A 21,056-nucleotide genomic window follows, 5' to 3' on the forward strand; every position below is an offset into this window, starting at 1 on the left:
TTTAAAAATGACTAATTCAAATATTGATATTGATAAAGCAGGATGGTCTTTTGATAATACATATGCAAAACTACCTAATGATTTATTAGTAAAACAGGCACCCATTCCAGTAAAATCACCAGAAATTATAATTTTAAATAAAAATCTATCCAAAGATTTAAATTTGGATTTTACAAACATTAAAAAAGAAAATTTATCTCAACTATTTTCTGGAAATTTATTGCCGAGAGGGTCAGAGGCAATTGCACAAGCATATGCAGGACACCAATTTGGGCATTTTACAATGTTAGGTGATGGGCGAGCTGTTCTTATGGGTGAACACGTATCAAAAAATGGAGATAGGTATGACATTCAGTTTAAAGGATCAGGAAAAACACCTTTTTCAAGAAGTGGTGATGGACGAGCAGCACTTGGTCCAATGCTCAGGGAATACATTATCAGCGAGGCAATGCACGAATTAGGAGTGTCCACGACCAGAAGTTTAGCAGTTGTTAAAACTGGAGAGAATGTAATTAGAGAAACACATTTACCAGGTGCTGTATTAACTAGAATTGCAGCTAGCCATATCCGTGTGGGGACCTTTCAATATATTGCAGCCACACAAAAAGAGGAAAATTTAAAAATCTTATTTAATTATGTAATTAATCGACATTACCCCAATATAAAAAATTCTAAAAACCAAGCATTAGATTTATTAAAAACAATAATGAATGTACAAATTAATTTAGTTATCGACTGGATGCGCATTGGATTTATTCATGGTGTGATGAATACTGACAATGTTTCGATTTGTGGTGAAACAATTGATTACGGTCCATGTGCTTTTATGGATACTTATAATCCTGAAACAGTTTTTAGTTCAATTGACCAGCAAGGAAGGTATGCATTTTCAAATCAACCAAAAATTATTAAATGGAACTTAGCAAGATTTGCAGAGTGTATTATAACTCTTATTGATGACAACAAAGATAAAGCTATAGAGGTTGCCACTGAAGCTATAAATTCCTTTGAAAAAATATATGAAGAAAAGTGGCTGAATATGATGCGTGACAAACTAGGGTTATTTGGTGAAGATAATAATGATCAAATATTAATTATGGAACTTCTAACTTGGATGTATAAAAATAAAGCTGATTATACTAATACTTTTTGTTTTTTGATGAATGAACAATTTTCTGATAATGAAATTTATAATGATAAAAATTTTCTTATTTGGAAAGAAAAATGGGAAAGTCGCTTAAAAATAAATAATAATAGTCAGGAAAAATATACAAAATTAATGCATTCAGTAAACCCACTAATTATTCCAAGAAATCATAAAGTTGAAGAAGCATTGGCTGCTGCAAATGATGGTAACTTAGAAGTTATGAATAAATTATTAACAGTTTTAGAAAAACCATATGAAAACCAAAGTGATATTGCAGATTTTCAATCACCTGCACCATTAAGCAATAAAAATTATCAAACTTTTTGTGGAACTTAAAATTTACAGAACATAGGGTTCTGGTCTTGCATTGTTTCCAAGAACTCTTTCAACAGAAAAATCACTAATATCGATTGTTTGATAAGATCCTGTGGAAATCAATTCAGTAAGCGCTCTACCTATTCCAGGAGCTTGCATTAATCCTCTACCTGTAAAACCTGATGCCATATATACATTTTCATATTTAGGGTGTTTACCAACCACAGCATTATTATCTAATTTATTGCAATCATAATAACCTGCCCAGCCACCAGTTAATTTTAATTCTTCAAATGCAGGAATTCTCTGTGCTAATGCTGGCCATACTAATTCCTCAAAATCATTCCATGCTGGCTCTAAATCTGTTGCATCAAATACGGAATTAGGTGAGCCCGCTAAATACTCCCCTCCTTCTGGTCTCCAATAAACACCTGTTGTTAGATCTCCAGTTAATGGCATTTCTTTAATATATTTAGGGCACTTAACTCTAAATACCGTATGTTTTTGAGGAACAACTGGGATATCTTTCAATAATTCTTTAGTCCAACATCCTGCAGCAGATATGATTGTTTTAGCTTTAATATCAGAAATACTTTTTACCTCACCTTTAATAAATTCTGCGCCTAATTCAATTGCTTTACTTTTTAAAGCACCGTGAAACATAAATGGATCAATCCATCCTTCACTTTGGTTATCCGTATAAGTTGCTGTTTCAACACCCTCGCTGTTTATATAGGGAAATATTTTTGATAGCTCAGAACCTTTAATATTTTTAGTGCCAGCATCACAAGCTTCATGATTTTTCAAAGCTTTATACTGTTCCTCAGCATGCTCTGGACCAAACATTAATAAATAACCGTTTGTAACCATACTCGCAGTAGGGTTTGGATTTTTTTCAGTTTTTAATAGTTCTGGTATTTGAAAAATAAATTCTCTAGCAAATTTTCCTAGTAATATGTTTTCTTTTTGAAAAAACTGCCTTCTAAATCCACCAAGTGATAATGGAAAAGAAGCTGTTTTATAAGTTGGGTCTCTTTCTATTACTTTTACTTTTCTACCTTCTTTAGATAAAAAATAAGCAGTAGCAGTTCCAATAATACCACCACCAATAATTACAACATCATCCATAATTAATTCAGTAAAATTAAATTCAGGTTGAGAATTAGTGCAAAGCAACACCAAAGTAAATAAGGAATCATCATGTAAAAACTTACCATATTGACACGTCTAAATCTAAACAAGAGAACTGTTATTAAAGAAATTAGAATGAAAAGAACTATTAATGCCAAAATCAATTTGTGAAAAACAAAAAAAACGATACTCCAGGTTGTATTAAAGATTAGATGAATAAAATAAATATAAACAGTATTCATGTCTCTATTTTTGCTGTGCCAAAAAATCCATACTGCAATGGTCATCATTAAATAAAGTGTCGTCCAAACTGGAGCAAATATCCAAGATGGAGGATTAAAAGTTGGTTTACTTAATAATGAGTACCAGGGTTCTTTGAATTCAATAGTAGCTATACTTCCAATAACGGATGCTGAATATGTTATTAAAGCAAAAAGTATAAAAGATAGAATTTTATTTTTGAGCATATAAGTACTATACATTAGTTCATGGAGGATAAAAAAACTATTTGGATCACTGGTGCTAGCAGTGGTATTGGTAAGGCTCTGTCTTTGAAATTTGCTAATGAAGGCTGGCAGGTAGCAGCATCGGCTAGACGTGAAAATTTACTACAAGAACTTCATCAAGAAAATAAAAATATCTATCCCTTTCCCTTAGATGTAACCGAAATTGATAATTGCAAATTAGTCGCTGAAAATATAATCAAACAATTTAAAAATATAGATATATGCGTGTTTGGTACTGGTATGCACGATCCAAAATCAGAAAAAAAATTTAATTTAGATAAGATAAGAGAAATAATGGAAGTAAATTATTTTGGAACGATGAATTCAATTAATTCAATCTATGACTATTTTTCTGAAAAAAAAAATGGCCAAATATCTATAATTTCTTCTGTTGCAGGCTATAGAGGATTACCTGCTGCTGGTGCATATTGTGCTTCAAAATCAGCACTTACTAGCTTTGCTGAAAGTTTAAATTTTGACATGCAAATGAAGAATGTACGAGTTTCATTAATCAGCCCTGGTTTCATAAAAACACCTATGACTGATCAAAATGAATTTCCAATGCCCATGATCAAAACTCCAGAATTTGCTGCAAATGAAATTTATAAAGGATTAGTAATTAAAAAAGGATTTGAAATACATTTCCCAAAAGCCTTTACATATTTTTTAAAATTTCTTCAAATGCTGCCTAGCAGTATATATTTCAAATTAGTTGCTAAAGGTATGAAAAAAATTGATTATTAATTTCTTTTAAAGAAAACAGTCAATTCACCGACTTTAAATCCAAATTTTGTAAGTGTGGCTCGATTAATTGCTACATCTTCATCTTGTTTGAATATCCAATCATCGAAAGAAACTTTAATATTCTTCCCTTTAAATGGGACCATCAAATTATATTCAAATTTAAAAGCTGACCCATATTGATAACCTTTAGCTGTACCAACAACATCAGGCGCAGTACCTTCGTAGTAATTTTGATCAATCTTTTTGATCTTCCATATTCTGTTTTGTTTTTCTCCATCTGTCCAATAAAAATCTTCTTTAAGAGTTAAGATATCTCCTTCAAAACTACCCATCATATCTGCTTTAAATTGTCTAGTAACCTTACCACTACGGTCTTGTAATAGGCCCCATGCTTTAACAGGACCATCAAAGTATTTCTCTATAGTCATAGATGGTTCTGTGTTTTTAAAATCTGTGGGTTTCATTGAGTTATTATTTATACAACTTGCTGTAAAAAATAAAGTAATTAATAATATGGCTAATTTAAATATCTTAAGGTTTATCATTTTTTCTCCTATTGTTATTTATTTTGTAATGAAAATTGGATTAGATCTATATTTTTTGATTTAAAACCAGCCTCACAATATGACAAGTAAAACTCCCACATTCTTTTAAATGTTAAATCAAAACCTTGTTCTTTAATTGAATCCCATTTTTTATTAAATATCTCTCGCCAAATAATTAAAGTATCAGAATAGTGATTGGCATATGAATTGTATTCACCAAATTTTAAACCATTAGTATCAACATAGTTTTGTAATTCATTTCTAGAAGGCAAAAAACCACCAGGAAAAATGTATTTTTGAATAAAGTCTTGTTTATTTTTATATCTTTCAAATAAATTATCATCAATTGTTATAGCTTGAATACCTACAGTACCAATTGGCGTTAAATTATTCTTAATTGTGTTAAAATAACTATTTAAATAATTTTGTCCAACAGCTTCAATCATTTCAATAGATGCAATATGATCATATTTATCTTTTAGATCTCTATAATCTTTGATCTGAATATTAACTTTTTCATTAAGACCACATTTGTGAATTCTCTCTTTAGCAAATTCAAATTGTTTTTGGGAAATAGTAATGCAGTCCAGTTTAACGTTATAGTTAGTGCCTAAATATTCAGCAAAACCGCCCCAACCACAACCAATTTCTAGAATTTTACTACCACTGGATGGTTTTAGAAGGTCTATTAATTTTTGGTATTTATTATTCTGCGCAGCAAAAAGTTCTTGATTAGGTTCTTCAAAAATTGCACTGGAATAAGTTAATGTCTTATCAAGCCATAAGGAGAAAAAATTATTTCCTAGGTCATAGTGTTTGGCAATGTTTTCTTTGCTTCTATGTTTTGTATTTTTAATAAATTTATTTTTAACAAAGTTAATAAAAGATAAATCAAAAATACCAGAAAACTTATATATAATTCTGATATTTTTAGCAGATAGTTCAATTAAATCAGAGAGATTATTTGTTGTAAAAAAATCTTTCATATAGGATTCTCCCAAACCTACACTTCCATTCTTAATTAAATTATACATAAGGCTTTCATCTTTAATTTTTAATGTAACTTTTAAATTATCATCTGGATCACCAAATTTTAAAATTTCACCATCTATTTTTGTAATTTCAAGAAATCCATACTTAATACTTTTTAAAGCGTTAAATACAATTATGTCTGAAATTTTATAAATTAACATTAATTTTCTATTGTTATATTATTTTTTATTTTAATTTTTTTTTTTATAAATTTAATTCCTTTTGTCCATAATTTAAATGCCTCAAAATGTATCGCTATAATAATTTTAAATGTCATTAATGGGTGTTTTAGATAAGACTTTAATAAATTCTTATTATTTAAATCACTCTTAATTCCATCTTGTGATGCATATAATACTTTGCCAGCCTGATCATTGAGGTCAATTATTACAGATATTTTATTACCAGGTTTTAAAAGTCTAAAAAAATAAATACAATTCATTTCAATAAATGGAGATACATGAAATTTTTTCTTACACACATGTTGAATTAAATTTTCATTTTTTTCAGTTTTAAAAATATAAACATGTTGCTCACCAAATGTGTTCTTAACTTCATATAAAATAGATATTAAATCTGAATTTTTGTCATACACATAAAAAACACTTAACGGATTAAACACATACCCAAATATTCTTGGGTAGCATAAAAGTTTAATTTGAACATCATTAGTATCAATATTATTTTTTTTAAGATTGTCTAAAACCCAGTCCTTAAGAGAACTTCCATCTCTTGCCCCATGGTCTTTATCAAAGAAACTAATGATATTAAATTTATTATATGAAAATATCTTTAGTGTTTTGTGTAATAGGTTTATTTCTGATAAATCTATAAGTAGCGAAAATACACTATAGTTGAAGCTATGAATTTTGGGCTTAAATCTTTTATGAATTACATTTCCTGTGTAAATATAAGAATTTTTAATCATTCAGTGTTTTTAGCATATCAATAGACGACTTTATTCCATCCTCATGAAAACCATAACCAAAATAGCTGCCACAAAATAAAATATTTTTTTTATTTTGAATTTTATAGAGATTATTTTGATTGGTTAATGCTTCTGTATCGTAATAAGGGTGAGTAAATGCTACCTTTTTAAATATCTTATTATTTGGAATTTCTTTAAATGGATTTATTGTTAAAAAGATATCTCTATCTATCTTTAAATTTTGCAACTGATTTATCCAATATGTTACAGCTGTCTTTTCATTATTAGCTGAATCCATTGAAGAATTCCAAGCACACCATGCTTTTTTATTTTTAGGCATAACACTTTCATCAAAATGTATTACAGCAGTGTTTGCTCTATATTTAAATTTCTTTAATATTGTCTCCTCGTCTAGTGTTGGATTATCAATTATCTTTAATGCTTCATCTGCGTGGGTTGCTATTACAACCTTATCATAATCAAAGAACTCATTTTCCTCCCCATAAAAAATTTTAACACCTAAATCATTTCTGGTAATTTTATTTATATTGTAATTCTTAAAATGTTCACCACTAACTTGGTCTATTATTTTATCAACATAAGTTTTGCTCCGATTTGCAACCGTAAACCATTGAGGTCTATCTTTAATTTTAAACAACCCATGATTCTTAAAAAAACTTAAAAAAAATGATAATGGCATTTGTTTTGCTTCATATGGTGGCATCGACCATATTGCAGATACCATTGGTATAATATGATAATTAATAAAATAATCTGAAATTTTTATTTCTGTTAAATGCTCCCCTAATGTTATTGATTTAATTTTTTTAATTTCTATTTTTTCACAGTTTTTATAAAAGCTTAAAATTTCAAAAAACATTTTTATGAATTTTAGATTAAATAGATTTTTTTTATTAGAAAAAATTCCACTTAATCCTTTTCCACAATATTCTAATCCACTATTTTCTACAGTAACAGAAAATGACATATCACTTTTTTCAATCTCTACTTTATTTTCTAAAAAAAAATTAACTAAATTTGGATATGTTTGCTTATTAAAAACCATAAATCCAATATCTATTGGAATTTCTTTGTTGGGTTTGTAAGCGACCTTTATTGTATTTGCATGACCACCAAACTGATTTTCTTTTTCAAACAAATCTACTTTATGTTTTTTTGAGAGATAATAAGCAGCGCTCAATCCTGATATGCCAGCGCCTACAACAGCAATTTTCATCTAAATAAATCTTTACGCTGCTGTATCTTCGTACTCTTCCATTGATGGACATGTGCAAAATAAGTTTTTATCTCCATAGACATTATCTACTCTACCAACTGGAGGCCAATATTTATTTGTTCTTAAAAACTCAGATGGATAAGCGGCCTCTTCTCTTTCATACTTATGATCCCACTCATTTGATGTTAATTCAATGTGAGTATGTGGCGCATTCTTCAATGGGTTGTCAGTCTTATCATATTCACCAGACTGAATTTTATCTATCTCTTGTTTTATCTTTATAAGTGTAGAGCAAAACTTATTAATTTCACTCAAACTTTCACTTTCTGTAGGCTCAATCATCATTGTTCCAGCAACAGGCCAAGACATTGTTGGAGCATGATAGCCAAAATCAATCAATCGTTTTGCAATATCTTCTTCTGTAATCCCCGTTTCACTTTTTATTGCTCTAATATCAATGATGCATTCGTGAGCTACATTGCCACTTTTACCCTTATACAAAATTGGAAAAGAGTCTTTTAGTTTATATGCAATATAATTTGCATTTAGTATTGCAACTTGTGATGCTTTTCTTAAACCTTCAGAGCCCATCATCTTTATATACATCCATGAAATTGATAAAATACTAGAGCTACCCCAAGGTGCTGCAGATACCGCACCCATTCCAGTTACGGGGCCACAATCTTTTATAACAGAATGTTTTGGCAAAAATATTTCTAAATGCTTTTTACATGCTATTGGTCCCATGCCAGGTCCTCCACCACCATGCGGTATACAAAATGTTTTGTGTAGATTTATATGACAAACATCAGGACCAAAATTTCCTGGTTTAGCTATTCCAACAAGCGCATTTAAGTTTGCTCCATCCATATAAACTTGTCCACCATGGTTATGGATTAGTTCACAAATATCAGTTATTTTTTCTTCAAATACACCATGTGTTGAAGGATACGTAACCATAAGTGCAGCTAAATTTTCTGAGTGCTCCTCAGCTTTATTCTTTAAATCTTTATAGTCTACATTTCCATACTGATCACATTTCACCACAACAACTTTCATGCCAACCATTTGAGCACTTGCTGGGTTTGTGCCATGTGCAGAACTTGGGATTAAACAAACATTACGATTTGTTTCTTTATTTTTTTCATGAAATTTACGTATTACCATTAAACCAGCAAACTCACCTTGTGCTCCAGCATTTGGTTGTAATGAAACTCCCGAAAACCCTGTGATTGATCTTAGCCAATTTTTTAAATCAGTGAATAGCTCTCTATAACCATCCATTTGTTCTACAGGAGAAAAAGGATGTGGTTGAGAAAACTCTTTCCATGTAACTGGTATCATTTCTGAAACTGCATTAAGCTTCATGGTACATGAGCCTAAAGCAATCATAGATTTATTTAAAGCAATATCCGAATCTTCTAATTTTTTTAAATATCTAAGCATTTCAGTTTCTGAATGATAACTATTAAAAACAGGATGATCTAAATAAGTTGAAGTTCTTAATAAATTTTTTGGAATATTAGATAAACTTTCATTCATAGATTCTTTAATTGTTTCTGAGCAATTAAAAATTTTTAATAGCTGATTTGCTCTATAAAGATTTTTTCTTTCATCAAAAGATACTGCTAACATTTCAGAATTCACTTTTCTGATATTTACTCCTTGATCTAAAGCATTTTTGTATATCTTTTCTGTTTTATCTAGAGTTTTTATTGTTACAGTGTCAAAAAAATGATCTGAATAAAGTTCATAACCAGATTGTTTTAATTTATCTGCAAAATTTTTAGTTAATTGAGAAACACTCTCTGCAATTTTTTTAATACCTTTTGGACCATGATAGACAGCATATGCAGCAGACACTATTGCTAATAGTGCTTGTGCTGTACAAATATTACTCGTGGCTTTATCTCTTCTTATGTGTTGCTCTCTTGTTTGAAGGGCAAGCCTATATGCTTTTTTACCATGTCTATCAACCGACACACCTACTATTCTACCCGGCATTGATCTTTTATATTCATCTTTTGTTGCAAAAAATGCGGCGTGGGGGCCTCCGTAGCCCATTGGAATTCCGAAACGTTGTGAGCTACCGACTGCAATATCAGCACCTAATTCTGCTGGTGTTTTCAATTTAGCAAGTGCTAATAAATCACATGCAAGAACAGCTTTTCCATTATGTTTATGTATTTTACTTATAGCTTCACTTGGGTCTTTAATATCTCCAAGGGTGCCTGGGTATTGAATAATACCACATATAATATCTTCTTTAATATCTCTATCTTCATCTCCAACTATTATTTCTAAACCCAATGGTTCTGCTCTTGTTCTGATAACATCAATAGTTTGTGGGTGACAATTTTTTGAAACAAAAACTTTTTTAGTCTCAGATTTAGATATTCTATAACTTAAGCCCATAGCCTCTGCTGCTGCTGTTCCCTCATCTAAAAGCGAAGCATTAGCAATATCCATTCCCGTAAAGTCAATTACCATTTGTTGGAAATTTAATAACATTTCTAATCTTCCTTGTGCTACTTCTGGTTGGTATGGAGTGTAAGAAGTGTACCACCCTGGATTTTCTAATATATTTCTAAGTATTACGTACGGAGTATAAGTTCCGTAATAACCCATTCCTATAAAGCTTGAATAAACTTCATTTTTTTTTGCAATATCCTTTAATTTTCTAAGTGCTTTATATTCAGAGTTTGGATCTCCAATATCCAGGTCATCTTTAAGAAGAATTTTTTCTGGTACAGTGTCTTTTATTAAATCATCAAGACTTTGATAGCCCAATTCTTTAAGCATAACATTTTGTTCATCAACGGATGGACCTATATGTCTTTGTATAAAATCTTTTTGAGCATTTTTTAACATTTAACTACCACTTTCTTTTGAAAATTTTTCGTATTCTTCTTTATTCATTAATGAATCCATTTCAGACTTATCAGTAATTTTTAATTTAAAAAACCATGCTTCATTTTCTGGATCATTATTAACCTTTGCAGGATCATCAAAAATTGCTTGGTTATTTTCGATAACTTCTCCAGATACAGGAGTATAAATATCGCTTGCAGCCTTTGTAGATTCTACAACTCCTGCATTACCATCTTTAGCAACAGAGGACCCTATTTCTGGTAACTCTACAAAAACAATATCTCCTAACATTTCGGTTGCGTGTTGTGTAATTCCTATAATGGCAGTGTCTCCATCTAATTTTATCCACTCATGTTCTTTTGAATATTTTACTTCACTCATTTACTAACTCCTTTCACATAACTTTTTTTATAAAATGGTAAATTGCTTATAGTTGCTGGATATTTTTTTCCTCTTACTTCTAAAAAAACCTTAGTATCAATTTTAGAAAATGAATTTTCCACATAACCCATGGCAACCGGGGCCTGAACACTCGGACCAAACGTTCCACTTGTAATTTCACCAATATTTTTATCATCTTCACTAAAAATTGAAGTTTTTTCTCTAGCTATAATTCTTCCTTCAGGCTTAATACCTACACGGATCTTGCCAACCCCTTTATCAATTTGAGATTTAATTTTTTCACACCCAATAAAACCCCCTTCAAGAATTCTATTTTTTGATATTGCCCATTTTAAATTGGCTTCTACTGGGCTTTTATTAATATTCATATCATGACCATACAAACAAAGCCCTGCCTCTAACCTCAAAGTATCTCTAGCACCTAGTCCAATTAAACTTGCTCCTTCGTCAATAAGTTTTTGCACGAATACTTCTACATCATCATTTTTTATCGATATCTCAAACCCATCTTCTCCTGTGTAGCCAGATCTTGTAATATAAATATTTTCTTTACGATAATTAAATATATCACCATTCATAAATTTTAAATCAGACACTCCATTGATTATCTTTTCTAATATTTGGACTGCTTTTGGACCTTGTATTGCTATAAGAGATAAGTCTTTGCTTAAAATCATTTCATACCTATTTTCTAACAATTTTGATAAAAGCTTAAAATCTGTTTCCTTGCAGGCAGCATTTAATACAATGTTAAAACCACCTTCTACTTTTGTAATTATTAAATCATCATGAATTCCCGCTTCTTCATTCATCAGAAAACTATATTTTGACTGATTTAACTTAGCACTAACTAATTCTGCTGGAAAAATTCTTTCAAGACTTTTTGCTAATGTGTCGTCTCCTTTAATGAATAGCTGACCCATATGTGACACGTCAAAAATACCTGCATTTTCTCTTGTACTTTTATGTTCCTCAATAATTCCTTTAGAATATTGAATGGGCATTTCGTAACCTGCGAATGAAACTAATTTAGCTCCATATTTTTTATGTAATGAATTTAGTGCTGTTTTTTTGTTTTCCATATTAACTCTATTATACCCATCTGTATGTTTGCCTGAGAGTTTTGCTCCTTCGGCGAGAATTTAATCTCTTTCCAGAGTTAATATATTACGGTCCTTTTGCCTGAGAGTTTCCTGGGTAGTTGCTCCTTCGGCGCTACACTATTTTGTAGTCTCTCCCGTATAAATTAATAATCTACCAGATGTGCTTCAGAGTCAACTTGTAATTTTTTCTTTTTTTTCTGAAAAAAGTAAAGCATAGAATTGTAACATTACTGCAAAAAGAATAACTCCACCTCCTATTAAAGTAAATAAAGAGGGTCTTTCACCTACAAATAAAAAAGCCCACATTGGTCCTAGGATCGATTCGGATAACATGATTATTCCAACCATAGCAGATGGTGTGCTACGCGCACCCATTGTTATAAATATAAAGCCAAACCCAACTTGAAAAAATCCAGCTGTAAAGCCCAATAAAATATCATGTGTGGAGATCATTAGTTTTTCTGATAATAAAAAACCTATAAAACAAGAACTAATTCCAGCTATAAATTGTGCTGGTACCATATCAACATTTGGAAATTTTCTAACAACAATAATTAAGACAGCAAATGTAATTGGCATACTAAATGCTGCTAAATTTCCAGACATCTCTCCCGGTGATAAAGAACTACCAACCATTAATAAAACACCTGTAATTGCTAAAATTATTGATGCTAATGTGAGTGATGAAATTTTCTCTTTTAAGAATAAATAACCAAAAATAGCTAAAAATAAAATCTGTGTTGAAATGATAAAATTAGTATTTGCTACTGTCGTATTATACATCGCAAAAACATAACCGCAAAAACCAAATGATAGAACAATACCACCAAAAAACCCTGGTAAGCCAGATTCATAAAATGCTTTAAATAAGTTTTTTTTATAAGTAATTATCAAAAAAAATAAAACTGTAAGAGAAAAAAATAGAGATCTCCAAAACAATATTTGCCACAATGTAGATCCTTCAAATGATTTAACAATTAGACCACCAAAGCTTAAACTGAAAGCCCCCATAAAGACTAATATTGGACCAGGGATTTTACTAATTATTTTCATATAAATATTTATTTGTATCTTCAGTGTATGCTTTAAATATATTCTGAGCTTCTTCAAGGCTTACTTCTTTAAAACTTACAGTAGAACCAGGTGTTAATTGACCTACTCGATCTAAATCTGCTGAAATAACAACTCCAATTTTAGGGTATCCCCCAATAGTTCCATGATCAGAAAGCATAATGATAGGATTACCATCAGCTGGAACTTGTATAACTCCTCTCACAATACCTTCAGACTTAATGTTTGTGCTAATTATGTTTTCAAGCTTATCACCACTTAGTCTAATGCCCATTCTATCAGCAAGGTTAGTAACTGAAAATTCTTGGTTAAAAAATTGATTTTGAGCTTTTAAAGAAAAATAATCAAAATTAGTTCCTCTAATAACTCTAATTATATTATCTTGTGATTTAAAATAATCTAATTTTATTTCTTTAATTTTTTTCAAATTAGAATTTTTTATAAAAATCTTATCCTCTGTAGAATATTTCTTTCCATTATTTGGGCCAATATTTGCTTTTGTGTTTATTGAATAACTATTCCAAAATCTTTTTATTTTAAATCCACCATTTACTGACAAGTATCCATAAACAGTATTTTTTGTTGAAATTATATCTAATTGGTCTTCTTCTTCTAAAATATAATTTTTATAACATACCCCTTCTTCAACTTTTAAATTCTTTCTAATTATCTTGAAGAGCACATCTCCTGTTATGCTAAAATTAATCTTATTATTTTTTAATTTTAGAAGTGGTCCTTGGTAGGCAAACTCTATAACAGCTTCATTTAATTCATTATTTACTAATTTATTTGCCAATTTATAATTTCTTTGATCAATTGCACCACTGATAGTAACTCCTTCATGATACATATGATTTCGTCCATTATCTTGAATGGTTGTGTTTATACCAGATCTCAATATTTCAAAATGACTATTGCTCATTCCAGTCTAAATACTCCTCTTTTGATATTTGATAAAAAATTATTTTATTGCCTGGTTTAATCAATGACGGTTTTGATAAATTCATTTTATCAAAAATTTTCATAGGAGTATTTCCAATAATGTTCCATCCCCCAGGACTCTCGAAAGTATAAATATTTGTAAACTGCTCTGTTATACCCACTGAACCCTTTGGTACTTTAACTCTTGGAGTTTCTAATCGATCACACCTAATTTTTTCACTAATATCACCTAAAAAAGGCATGCCTGCAATAAATCCTGTCATATAGCAAAAATATTCTTTGCTAAAAAATAACTTGATGATTTCATCTTTTCTAATATTTAATTTAGAGTTTAATCTTTCAAAATCTAATCCAAATTCTTTTTCACAACAAATTGGAATTTTTATTTTTGTATTATTTTTTTTATCACTCTTTTTAATAATTAAGTTTTCTATTAAATTTTTAGTATCTTTATAATTGATGAACTTTAAATCAAAACTAACTATTAATTTATTATAAGATGGAGTAAGATTTGTTATACCATGAATTTTTTCTTCTTTTATTAATTCTGACAAATTTTCAAAATAAGCAATTACATTGCTATTTATTGTTTCATTAATCTCTGAACCAAAATCACAATATACAGCTGCGTCACCAAGATTAGATATATTTTTAATCATGTCATGTTATACTTCAACATTTGATGCTATGGAAATAAATATAAATTGTGATTTAGGAGAAAAATCAAAACATCATGCTAACAAGTATGATCCTGATTTACTTGAAATAGTAAATTCTGCTAATGTTGCTTGTGGATTTCATGCTGGTGATGATGAGTCAATGAAGCAGGTAATTAAAATATCAAAAAAAAATGGTGTAAGTATTGGAGCTCATCCATCATTTAATGATCCAGAGAACTTTGGTAGACAAAGAATGAATCTTTCAACAAAAGAAATTAAAAGATTAATAATTGATCAATATGAAATTTTACAAAAAATTGCTTATAAATATGATTCAGCAGTTACTCATATAAAGCCTCATGGAGCCTTAAATAATATGGCGTGTGAAGATATTGATCTAGCAACTGTATTGGCTCAAACAATTAACGAAATCAATAAAGATTTGATTTACCTAGTACCCACTGGGTCAAAAATGGAAGATGCTGCAAAAAATTTCAACATGAAGATTGCATGTGAAATTTTTGCAGATAGAAATTATGAAGATGATGGAAATCTGGTCTCTAGAAAAAAATCTCATGCTTTAATAACTGATCCAGTGGAAGCAAAAAAGCACGTATTGAGAATGGTTAAAAATCAGGCACTAAATTGTTACTCGGGAAAACAAATATCCTGTGAAATAGACTCTGTGTGTATACATGGAGATAATAAAAGCTCACTAGCTACTGCAAAATCTATCAAAGAGGATTTACTTAAAAATGATCTTGAGCTAAAATCATTAAATGAATTAAAAAAATTTTTATAACTATGATTAATAAATATTTATTTTTTGTCCTAATTACATTCTTTATTAATAATTCAGTATATTCTGCTTCAACAAGTTCTTCGTCTTCTGGAGCACAGTCTGACGGTAGAGAAGACATTTCATTCTTAAATGTTAAAAATAGTAATTATAAAAAAGGACTTAATGCCCTTAAACAAGCAAAAAAGTATGAAAAAAAAGAAAAGTTTGATAAATCGAAAAAAAGATTCAATGACTCATTAAGTTTTTTTACATTAGCAAACGAAGAATACCCCAATGAACCAGATATACTTAATTATTTAGGATATACCTCAAGAAAAGTTGGTGACTTTATAATGGCAGAAATTTATTATTTGCAAGGTTTGACAATAAACTCTGAGCATATAGGTATAAATGAATATCTTGGAGAACTTTACGTTGAAACCAATAGAATTGAGCTTGCAAAACAAAGATTGAAAGTATTAGAGAGTTGTAATTGTGAAGAATATAATGATCTAAAAGAAATTATTGCAGGTACAAAAAAATCTAAATACTAAATTATATTTAATTTATAAATACTTTTTATTGAATTATTATAAATATTTAATATTATCAATATATCTTGATAGAAGAGTTTATAATTTTAACACAAATCATTTTTATCGACATTATCTTAGCTGCCGATAATGCAATTATTATTGGTTTAATTGCAGCTAACTTTGTACCAAAAAATAGGAAACAAATAATATTGTGGGGAGTTGCGGGTGCTTTAGTTTTTAAAATTATTTTTGCCCTATTTGCTACTTACTTGTTTGAATTTTATTATATAAAAATTTTAGGTGGATTTCTTTTAATTTGGATTGTCAATGATTTACGAAAAGATTTAGTAGAAATGAAAAATAAGATTAAATCACCAATAAAAAAATCTACAGAACCCTCATTTGTAAAAAGCATCTATAAAGTTTTATTTGCAGATATTACTATAAGTTTTGATAATGTAATTGGTGTAGTTGGTGCAGCCAAAGGTTACTTTGGTTATATGATATTTGGACTTGTTTTATCTGTCGTGTTAACTGGGGCTTTAGCCACATATTTAGCAAACTATATTCAAAAAAATTTATGGATTGCTTATGTAGGTTTAGCATTCATCTTAATAGTTGCTCTTCAACTAATTATTGGTGGATTAAATGATTATGGAGTTCTTTCGATTAATGAAACTTTTAAACAATACTTTTAATTAATTTCAAAAATTTTTCCAAAACCTCTAATTATTTCTTTATTTTTAATCGAGATAAGTGTGTCCCAAATTAAAGTTTGATTACTTGAAAGCACAGTTATATTTAGTTTTTTTTCTAGCTTATCAATAATTGATAAGGCTGGTAACGCAGTACATGAAATAAATAAAGCTTCAGCTTCATTTAAATCCATTTTTGAAAGAACTTCATATAAATAATTAGGGTCAACTTTCCCTATATCTATATCTGACTCAATATTAAAATAAGAATTTGCCTTAATTTCAAAATCTTCTTTTTTAAAAAAATCTAATACTTCATCATTTAATCTTTTCGAATAAGGAGTGAAAATTGCAATTTTTTTAATATTCAGTATTTTAAGTGCTTTAATAGATGCTGTACTTGGAGTTGTAACTATAGCTTCTGGCTTTGCATCTTGTATTTTTTTTTGAATATCCTTATATCCTGCTGCAATAGTTCCGGAAGTGCAACCATAAGCAACACAATCAATTTTTTCATCTGGAAGAATATCTTTTGTTACATCGGTAACTTTTTCAGACATCTTAATTAAGTTTTCTTTTGTTAAGGGATTAAAGCATTCAATTCTATTAACAAAAAAATCTATTTTTTTATCTTTTATTATTTTAATAAAGTCTTTTTCGATCATATAATCACTAGCAAGAGCTATGAGACCAATTTTAGGATTTTGATATTTGTTAAATTTTGGGTCTATTTTCATTGATTCCATAATACTTTTATAAGCTATGTATAGAATAAATATATTGATTATTTAATCTAGTTAATTTATCATAATTTTATAAGCGATACATAACTCGTCGTTACTTGAAGTTTAAAAGATACTAAAGAATACGAAAGTGGGATCAGTCGTCTTTAAATTTAATGATTTAAGGAGGTTTGAATGAAATTTGGATATTTTTGTAATACTACTAACTGGACACATAAACAATACGACAAACTATTAGACGAAACTAGAGAGATCACAGAATATTGTGATCAAAACAAATGGAATTCCATTTGGTATACAGAGCATCATTTTAATCATGAAGGAATGGAGTCTCTTACAAACCCGTTAATGATGGGTGTAGATGCTGCAGCAAGAACAAAAAATATTAGAATCGGTCAAGCATGTAATGTAATTACTTTTCATAATCCAATTAGAATGGCTGAAGATATTGCTTTGCTAGATCAGTTATCAAAAGGCAGAGTTGAAGTAGGTATTGGTAGAGGAATTTATGGAAGAGAAGCTATAAATTTAAACAAAGAAGCTGATATGAAAGATCAGGCTAAAAATTTTAGACTCTTCGAAGAAACTTTAACAATTTTAAAAAAAGCCTGGAAAGAAAAATTTTTTAATCATAAAGGTGAGTTTTATACTTACCCTGCTCCAGATTATGTTTGGCAACATGATATGAGTCCACCAAATAAAGATTTAGTAAACCTTGAAACAAGTATTATGGAAAATATTAGTGTTCTTCCAAAACCTTATCAGCAACCTTATCCTCCAATTCATCAAGTTGTTGATGGAATTAGATCAATTGAATGGGCTGCTCAGCAAGGATTAAATATCATAATGTGGATCCCAACAGTAAAAGCTCTTAAAATTAAATTTGAAGCTTTTAAAAATGCAAAATCTGAAGCTGAAAAAAGAAATGTACCCATGGGTGAAGGTATTTCTTTAGTTAGAGATATGTTTGTAGCAGATACAATGGAAGAAGCTAAAGAAAAAGCTGGTCAGCATATGGTGGACTACATGAAATGGGTTTGTCATTGGAGAGGACTTGGAAACCACATGGATCCAGGTGAAGAATTACCAGTCACAAAAGGAAAGTTAGATTTACTAAATTACGATTTTTTACATAAACGTAATATGCTTTTTGGAACACCCGAATATGTAACTGATAAAATTCACGAACTTAAATCAGAACTTAATTTGCAAAATCTTCATGTTTGGTCAAACTTTCCAGGCATTAAACACGAGAGCTGCATGAAAAGTATTAAACTATTCACTGAAAAAGTAATGCCTAATTTCAAAGACGATATAGATACTGAAGTTAAAAAAGTTTCGTGAAAAAAACAGTAAAGCTGTTAACTGGTGGCCAAGCTGCAGTTAAGTCTTTAAAAAAAGAAAATGTTAAGCATGTCTTTGGATTAATTGGTTCAGCTACCATGGAAATGTTTGATGCTTTATACCACGAGAAAAGTATTAAATTTATTGGCGTAAGAGATGAAAGAACTGGAACTCATATGGCCGATGGATATGCACGAGCTTTAAATAAACCAGGTGTGATCCTAGCAGGTCAAAATGGTCCTGGCGCAACAAACTTGGTGACTGGTATAGCCCAAGCAAAAGCTGCTTTTTCTCCTGTTGTTGCTTTAGCTGGATCATATTCAACAAAAGATAATGTAGAAGATGCTTTTCAAGGTTTAGATCAATTATCACTGTTTGGTCCCATTACAAAAAAAACATGGATAGTAAAAAAAACAAAAAACATCCCTAACATAATAAGTGAAGCTTTTAAAACAGCAATGTCCCCAAGAAGAGGACCTGTATGTATTAATTTACCAAGAAATATTTTGGCAGCTTATGAAAATTTCAATATAAGCACCAATAAAACTTCATACAAAAATTCAAGTTCTATTAAAGGTCAAATTAGCAAGATTAAGAAAGCTGTTAAGATAATTAAAAATTCTAAAAAAGTTGTAATCATTGCAGGTGGTGGAATAAAGTACACAGCACAACACAAAGTAGTAATAGAATTGGCTGAATACTTAAATGTCCCAATAGTAACCGCAGCAGGTCATGGGGATGCAATTCCCTTCAATTGTAAACTAAACGCAGGCCAAATGGGGCCAAGAGGAAACCCTGTTGCATCAAAACTTGTAAAGGAAGCAGATGTAATAATCGCTCTTGGAACAAGACTTGGGTTTAATTCAACTTTTTACTCTTATGATAATATAAATAAAAAAGCTAAGATTATTCAAATAGAGCTAGAAAAGAAAATGCTAGGAAGATATTTTCCAATTTCTGTTGGAATTCACGCTGATGCAGCTACTGCTACAAATCAAATTTTTAAAGAAATTAAAAAACAAAAAATTATTTTAGATATAAAAGCTTGGACTGAAGAGTTTTTTAAGGAAAAAAAGAAATTTATTTTTAAAAGAGATATAGTTAGTATAAAAAAAAAATTTCCAATTCAGCCTAAAGATTTATTTAAACAATTGAGAAAAGTTCTTCCTAAAAACTCTTTAATTACATTAGATGCAGGAACTTTGTGTTTACAAGCAACAGATTCTCTTGAGTACTATGATCCTCCTTCTCTATTTACTCCATTAGATTTTGGTTTAGTTGGTTTTTCATTTGCATGTGGGTTAGGAGTAAAGGTTGCAAAACCTAAAAAAACTGTTGTTAGTCTTATGGGTGATGGTGGTTTTGGAATGACTATTTCAGAATTAAGTACTGCTGTAGAGTACGGAATAAACACAATTACGATAGTAATGAATAATCAAAGCTGGGGTGCAGAAAAAGCTTATCAAAAAGATTTTTTTGGAAAAAGATATTTAGGTGCTGACATTAAAAGTCCTGCCTTTGACAAGGTTGCAGAGCTTTATGGGGCAAAAGGTTTCAAAATAAAGAAAATTTCAGAAGTTAGTCATGTGATTAAAGCTGCTTTAAAATGTAACAAACCTGTTGTAATTGACGTTGATGTAGATCCTAATGCGTTATACAGTTTTAGAAAAGATAGTTTCAAATATAGAAAAAAATAAATGTCACAAAAAGATATAGGAAATAAACTTCCAATTTATAAATTAAAAGCAGGAAAAGAAGTTGAAGATTATTATGATGAATGGACTAAAAAAAATAAATATGACAAAGATATGGTCGATTGGGCATATTCTGGACCTCAAGAAACAGTAGCGCTATTTAAAAAATATAACTCAATAAAAAACATTAGAATATTAGACGCAGGTTGTGGAACCGGTTTAGTTGGAATAGAGCTTAAAAATAATGGCTTTACAAATATTGATGGGGCTGATTTTTCACAAAAAATGATAAATTTAGTACCAGCGAATGTTTATGAAAATCTTTTTAAAATAGACTTAAATCAAAAAGTTAAAATTAACGATGAATGTTATGATGGGATAACTTGTGTGGGAACTTTCACTTATGGCCATGTGAACCCTCCTGTTCTTGATGAAATGGTTAGAATTTGTAAAAAAAAATCGTATATTTGTTTTACTATTAATCTTGGAATTTATGAAGAATATGGGTTTGACAAAAAGATTAAAGAATTAGAAGATAAGAAGTTTTGGAAAATAATTGAATTTTTTAAATCAGACTATATTGCAAGCAAAAATGTTAATGCCTGGCTAGTTATTGCTCAAGTGATATAA

At 29.7% G+C, this 21,056-nt stretch carries 21 protein-coding genes and 1 riboswitch; of the genes, 8 read left to right on the forward strand and 13 right to left on the reverse strand.

The features are described 5' to 3' along the window. The first annotated feature begins 7 nt into the window (after positions 1-7). Positions 8-1,483: a protein adenylyltransferase SelO gene (locus tag ABXT56_RS04810; protein ID WP_415299582.1), complete on the forward strand. Its 1,476-nt coding sequence runs from the start codon at positions 8-10 to the stop codon at positions 1,481-1,483. A 3-nt stretch (positions 1,484-1,486) separates the two neighbouring features. Here the strand turns inward: ABXT56_RS04810 and ABXT56_RS04815 are convergent, their stop codons facing one another. Together ABXT56_RS04815 and ABXT56_RS04820 are read right to left on the reverse strand one after the other, a co-directional pair. Continuing rightward, entirely contained in the window at positions 1,487-2,641 is a 1,155-nt protein-coding gene (locus ABXT56_RS04815; RefSeq protein WP_415299583.1) for an NAD(P)/FAD-dependent oxidoreductase, read from the reverse strand. Next, positions 2,593-3,075 (reverse strand): TspO/MBR family protein, encoded by a 483-nt coding sequence (locus ABXT56_RS04820; RefSeq protein WP_415299584.1) that lies wholly within the window; start codon positions 3,073-3,075, stop codon positions 2,593-2,595. Before ABXT56_RS04820 ends, ABXT56_RS04815 begins: the two co-directional genes overlap by 49 nt. Before the next feature lie 6 nt (positions 3,076-3,081). Here ABXT56_RS04820 and ABXT56_RS04825 point away from each other — a divergent pair, with 6 nt between their 5' ends. Beyond that, a complete protein-coding gene (locus ABXT56_RS04825; RefSeq protein ID WP_415299585.1) occupies positions 3,082-3,843 on the forward strand; it encodes an SDR family NAD(P)-dependent oxidoreductase in 762 nt (253 codons plus the stop codon). On the opposite strand, the gene ABXT56_RS04830 is transcribed toward ABXT56_RS04825, so the two are convergent. The 10 genes from ABXT56_RS04830 to ABXT56_RS04875 form a co-directional block, all read right to left on the reverse strand. Beyond that, positions 3,840-4,388 carry a DUF3833 domain-containing protein gene (locus ABXT56_RS04830; RefSeq protein ID WP_415299586.1) on the reverse strand — a complete coding sequence of 183 codons (549 nt, stop codon included), beginning with the start codon at positions 4,386-4,388 and terminating at the stop codon, positions 3,840-3,842. The two genes, ABXT56_RS04825 and ABXT56_RS04830, sit on opposite strands and share 4 nt — an antisense overlap. A gap of 14 nt (positions 4,389-4,402) precedes the next feature. Continuing rightward, the gene (locus ABXT56_RS04835) at positions 4,403-5,581 is read right to left on the reverse strand and encodes a class I SAM-dependent methyltransferase (protein WP_415299587.1); all 1,179 of its coding nucleotides are present in this window, start codon (positions 5,579-5,581) and stop codon (positions 4,403-4,405) included. Next, the gene (locus ABXT56_RS04840; protein ID WP_415299588.1) at positions 5,581-6,348 is read right to left on the reverse strand and encodes a DUF1365 domain-containing protein; all 768 of its coding nucleotides are present in this window, start codon (positions 6,346-6,348) and stop codon (positions 5,581-5,583) included. Before ABXT56_RS04840 ends, ABXT56_RS04835 begins: the two co-directional genes overlap by 1 nt. Continuing rightward, on the reverse strand, positions 6,341-7,585 hold the full coding sequence (locus tag ABXT56_RS04845) for an NAD(P)/FAD-dependent oxidoreductase (RefSeq protein ID WP_415299589.1): 1,245 nt from the start codon (positions 7,583-7,585) through the stop codon (positions 6,341-6,343). Before ABXT56_RS04845 ends, ABXT56_RS04840 begins: the two co-directional genes overlap by 8 nt. Before the next feature lie 12 nt (positions 7,586-7,597). Beyond that, on the reverse strand, positions 7,598-10,456 hold the full coding sequence (gene gcvP, locus ABXT56_RS04850; protein ID WP_415299590.1) for an aminomethyl-transferring glycine dehydrogenase: 2,859 nt from the start codon (positions 10,454-10,456) through the stop codon (positions 7,598-7,600). Next, positions 10,457-10,837 carry a glycine cleavage system protein GcvH gene (gene gcvH / locus ABXT56_RS04855; protein WP_415299591.1) on the reverse strand — a complete coding sequence of 127 codons (381 nt, stop codon included), beginning with the start codon at positions 10,835-10,837 and terminating at the stop codon, positions 10,457-10,459. Beyond that, complete coding sequence (gcvT, locus tag ABXT56_RS04860; protein WP_415299592.1) at positions 10,834-11,940, reverse strand: glycine cleavage system aminomethyltransferase GcvT; 1,107 nt, start codon at positions 11,938-11,940, stop codon at positions 10,834-10,836. Before gcvT ends, gcvH begins: the two co-directional genes overlap by 4 nt. Before the next feature lie 78 nt (positions 11,941-12,018). Next, positions 12,019-12,108, reverse strand: a riboswitch (glycine riboswitch). A 24-nt stretch (positions 12,109-12,132) separates the two neighbouring features. Next, positions 12,133-13,014, reverse strand: coding sequence for a DMT family transporter (locus tag ABXT56_RS04865; protein WP_415299593.1), 882 nt, complete (start codon positions 13,012-13,014; stop codon positions 12,133-12,135). After that, a complete protein-coding gene (locus tag ABXT56_RS04870; protein WP_415299594.1) occupies positions 13,001-13,954 on the reverse strand; it encodes a biotin-dependent carboxyltransferase family protein in 954 nt (317 codons plus the stop codon). The genes ABXT56_RS04865 and ABXT56_RS04870 overlap by 14 nt, the downstream gene beginning before the upstream one ends. After that, positions 13,944-14,633, reverse strand: coding sequence for a 5-oxoprolinase subunit B family protein (locus tag ABXT56_RS04875; RefSeq protein WP_415299595.1), 690 nt, complete (start codon positions 14,631-14,633; stop codon positions 13,944-13,946). The genes ABXT56_RS04870 and ABXT56_RS04875 overlap by 11 nt, the downstream gene beginning before the upstream one ends. Positions 14,634-14,661: 28 nt before the next feature. On the opposite strand from ABXT56_RS04875, the gene ABXT56_RS04880 reads away from it, so the two are divergent. The 3 genes from ABXT56_RS04880 (at position 14,662) to ABXT56_RS04890 (ending at position 16,648) form a co-directional block, all read left to right on the forward strand. Beyond that, positions 14,662-15,435, forward strand: a complete 774-nt coding sequence (locus ABXT56_RS04880; RefSeq protein WP_415301396.1) for a 5-oxoprolinase subunit PxpA — start codon at positions 14,662-14,664, stop codon at positions 15,433-15,435. A gap of 2 nt (positions 15,436-15,437) precedes the next feature. After that, entirely contained in the window at positions 15,438-15,968 is a 531-nt protein-coding gene (locus ABXT56_RS04885; RefSeq protein ID WP_415299596.1) for a tetratricopeptide repeat protein, read from the forward strand. A 65-nt stretch (positions 15,969-16,033) separates the two neighbouring features. Beyond that, positions 16,034-16,648 (forward strand): YjbE family putative metal transport protein, encoded by a 615-nt coding sequence (locus ABXT56_RS04890; protein ID WP_415299597.1) that lies wholly within the window; start codon positions 16,034-16,036, stop codon positions 16,646-16,648. Here the strand turns inward: ABXT56_RS04890 and ABXT56_RS04895 are convergent. Then, positions 16,645-17,382 (reverse strand): racemase, encoded by a 738-nt coding sequence (locus tag ABXT56_RS04895; RefSeq protein ID WP_415299598.1) that lies wholly within the window; start codon positions 17,380-17,382, stop codon positions 16,645-16,647. The genes ABXT56_RS04890 and ABXT56_RS04895 overlap by 4 nt on opposite strands. A 180-nt stretch (positions 17,383-17,562) precedes the next feature. On the opposite strand from ABXT56_RS04895, the gene ABXT56_RS04900 reads away from it, so the two are divergent. From ABXT56_RS04900 to ABXT56_RS04910, 3 genes are read left to right on the forward strand one after another with little or no spacing between them, the layout of a single operon-like run. Next, positions 17,563-18,732, forward strand: coding sequence for an LLM class flavin-dependent oxidoreductase (locus ABXT56_RS04900; protein ID WP_415299599.1), 1,170 nt, complete (start codon positions 17,563-17,565; stop codon positions 18,730-18,732). Further along, positions 18,729-20,429 carry a thiamine pyrophosphate-binding protein gene (locus tag ABXT56_RS04905; RefSeq protein ID WP_415299600.1) on the forward strand — a complete coding sequence of 567 codons (1,701 nt, stop codon included), beginning with the start codon at positions 18,729-18,731 and terminating at the stop codon, positions 20,427-20,429. The genes ABXT56_RS04900 and ABXT56_RS04905 overlap by 4 nt, the downstream gene beginning before the upstream one ends. Continuing rightward, positions 20,430-21,056 carry a class I SAM-dependent DNA methyltransferase gene (locus ABXT56_RS04910; protein ID WP_415299601.1) on the forward strand — a complete coding sequence of 209 codons (627 nt, stop codon included), beginning with the start codon at positions 20,430-20,432 and terminating at the stop codon, positions 21,054-21,056.

Source organism: Candidatus Pelagibacter sp. Uisw_134_02, assembly GCF_047720265.1.
Taxonomy (GTDB): domain Bacteria; phylum Pseudomonadota; class Alphaproteobacteria; order Pelagibacterales; family Pelagibacteraceae; genus Pelagibacter.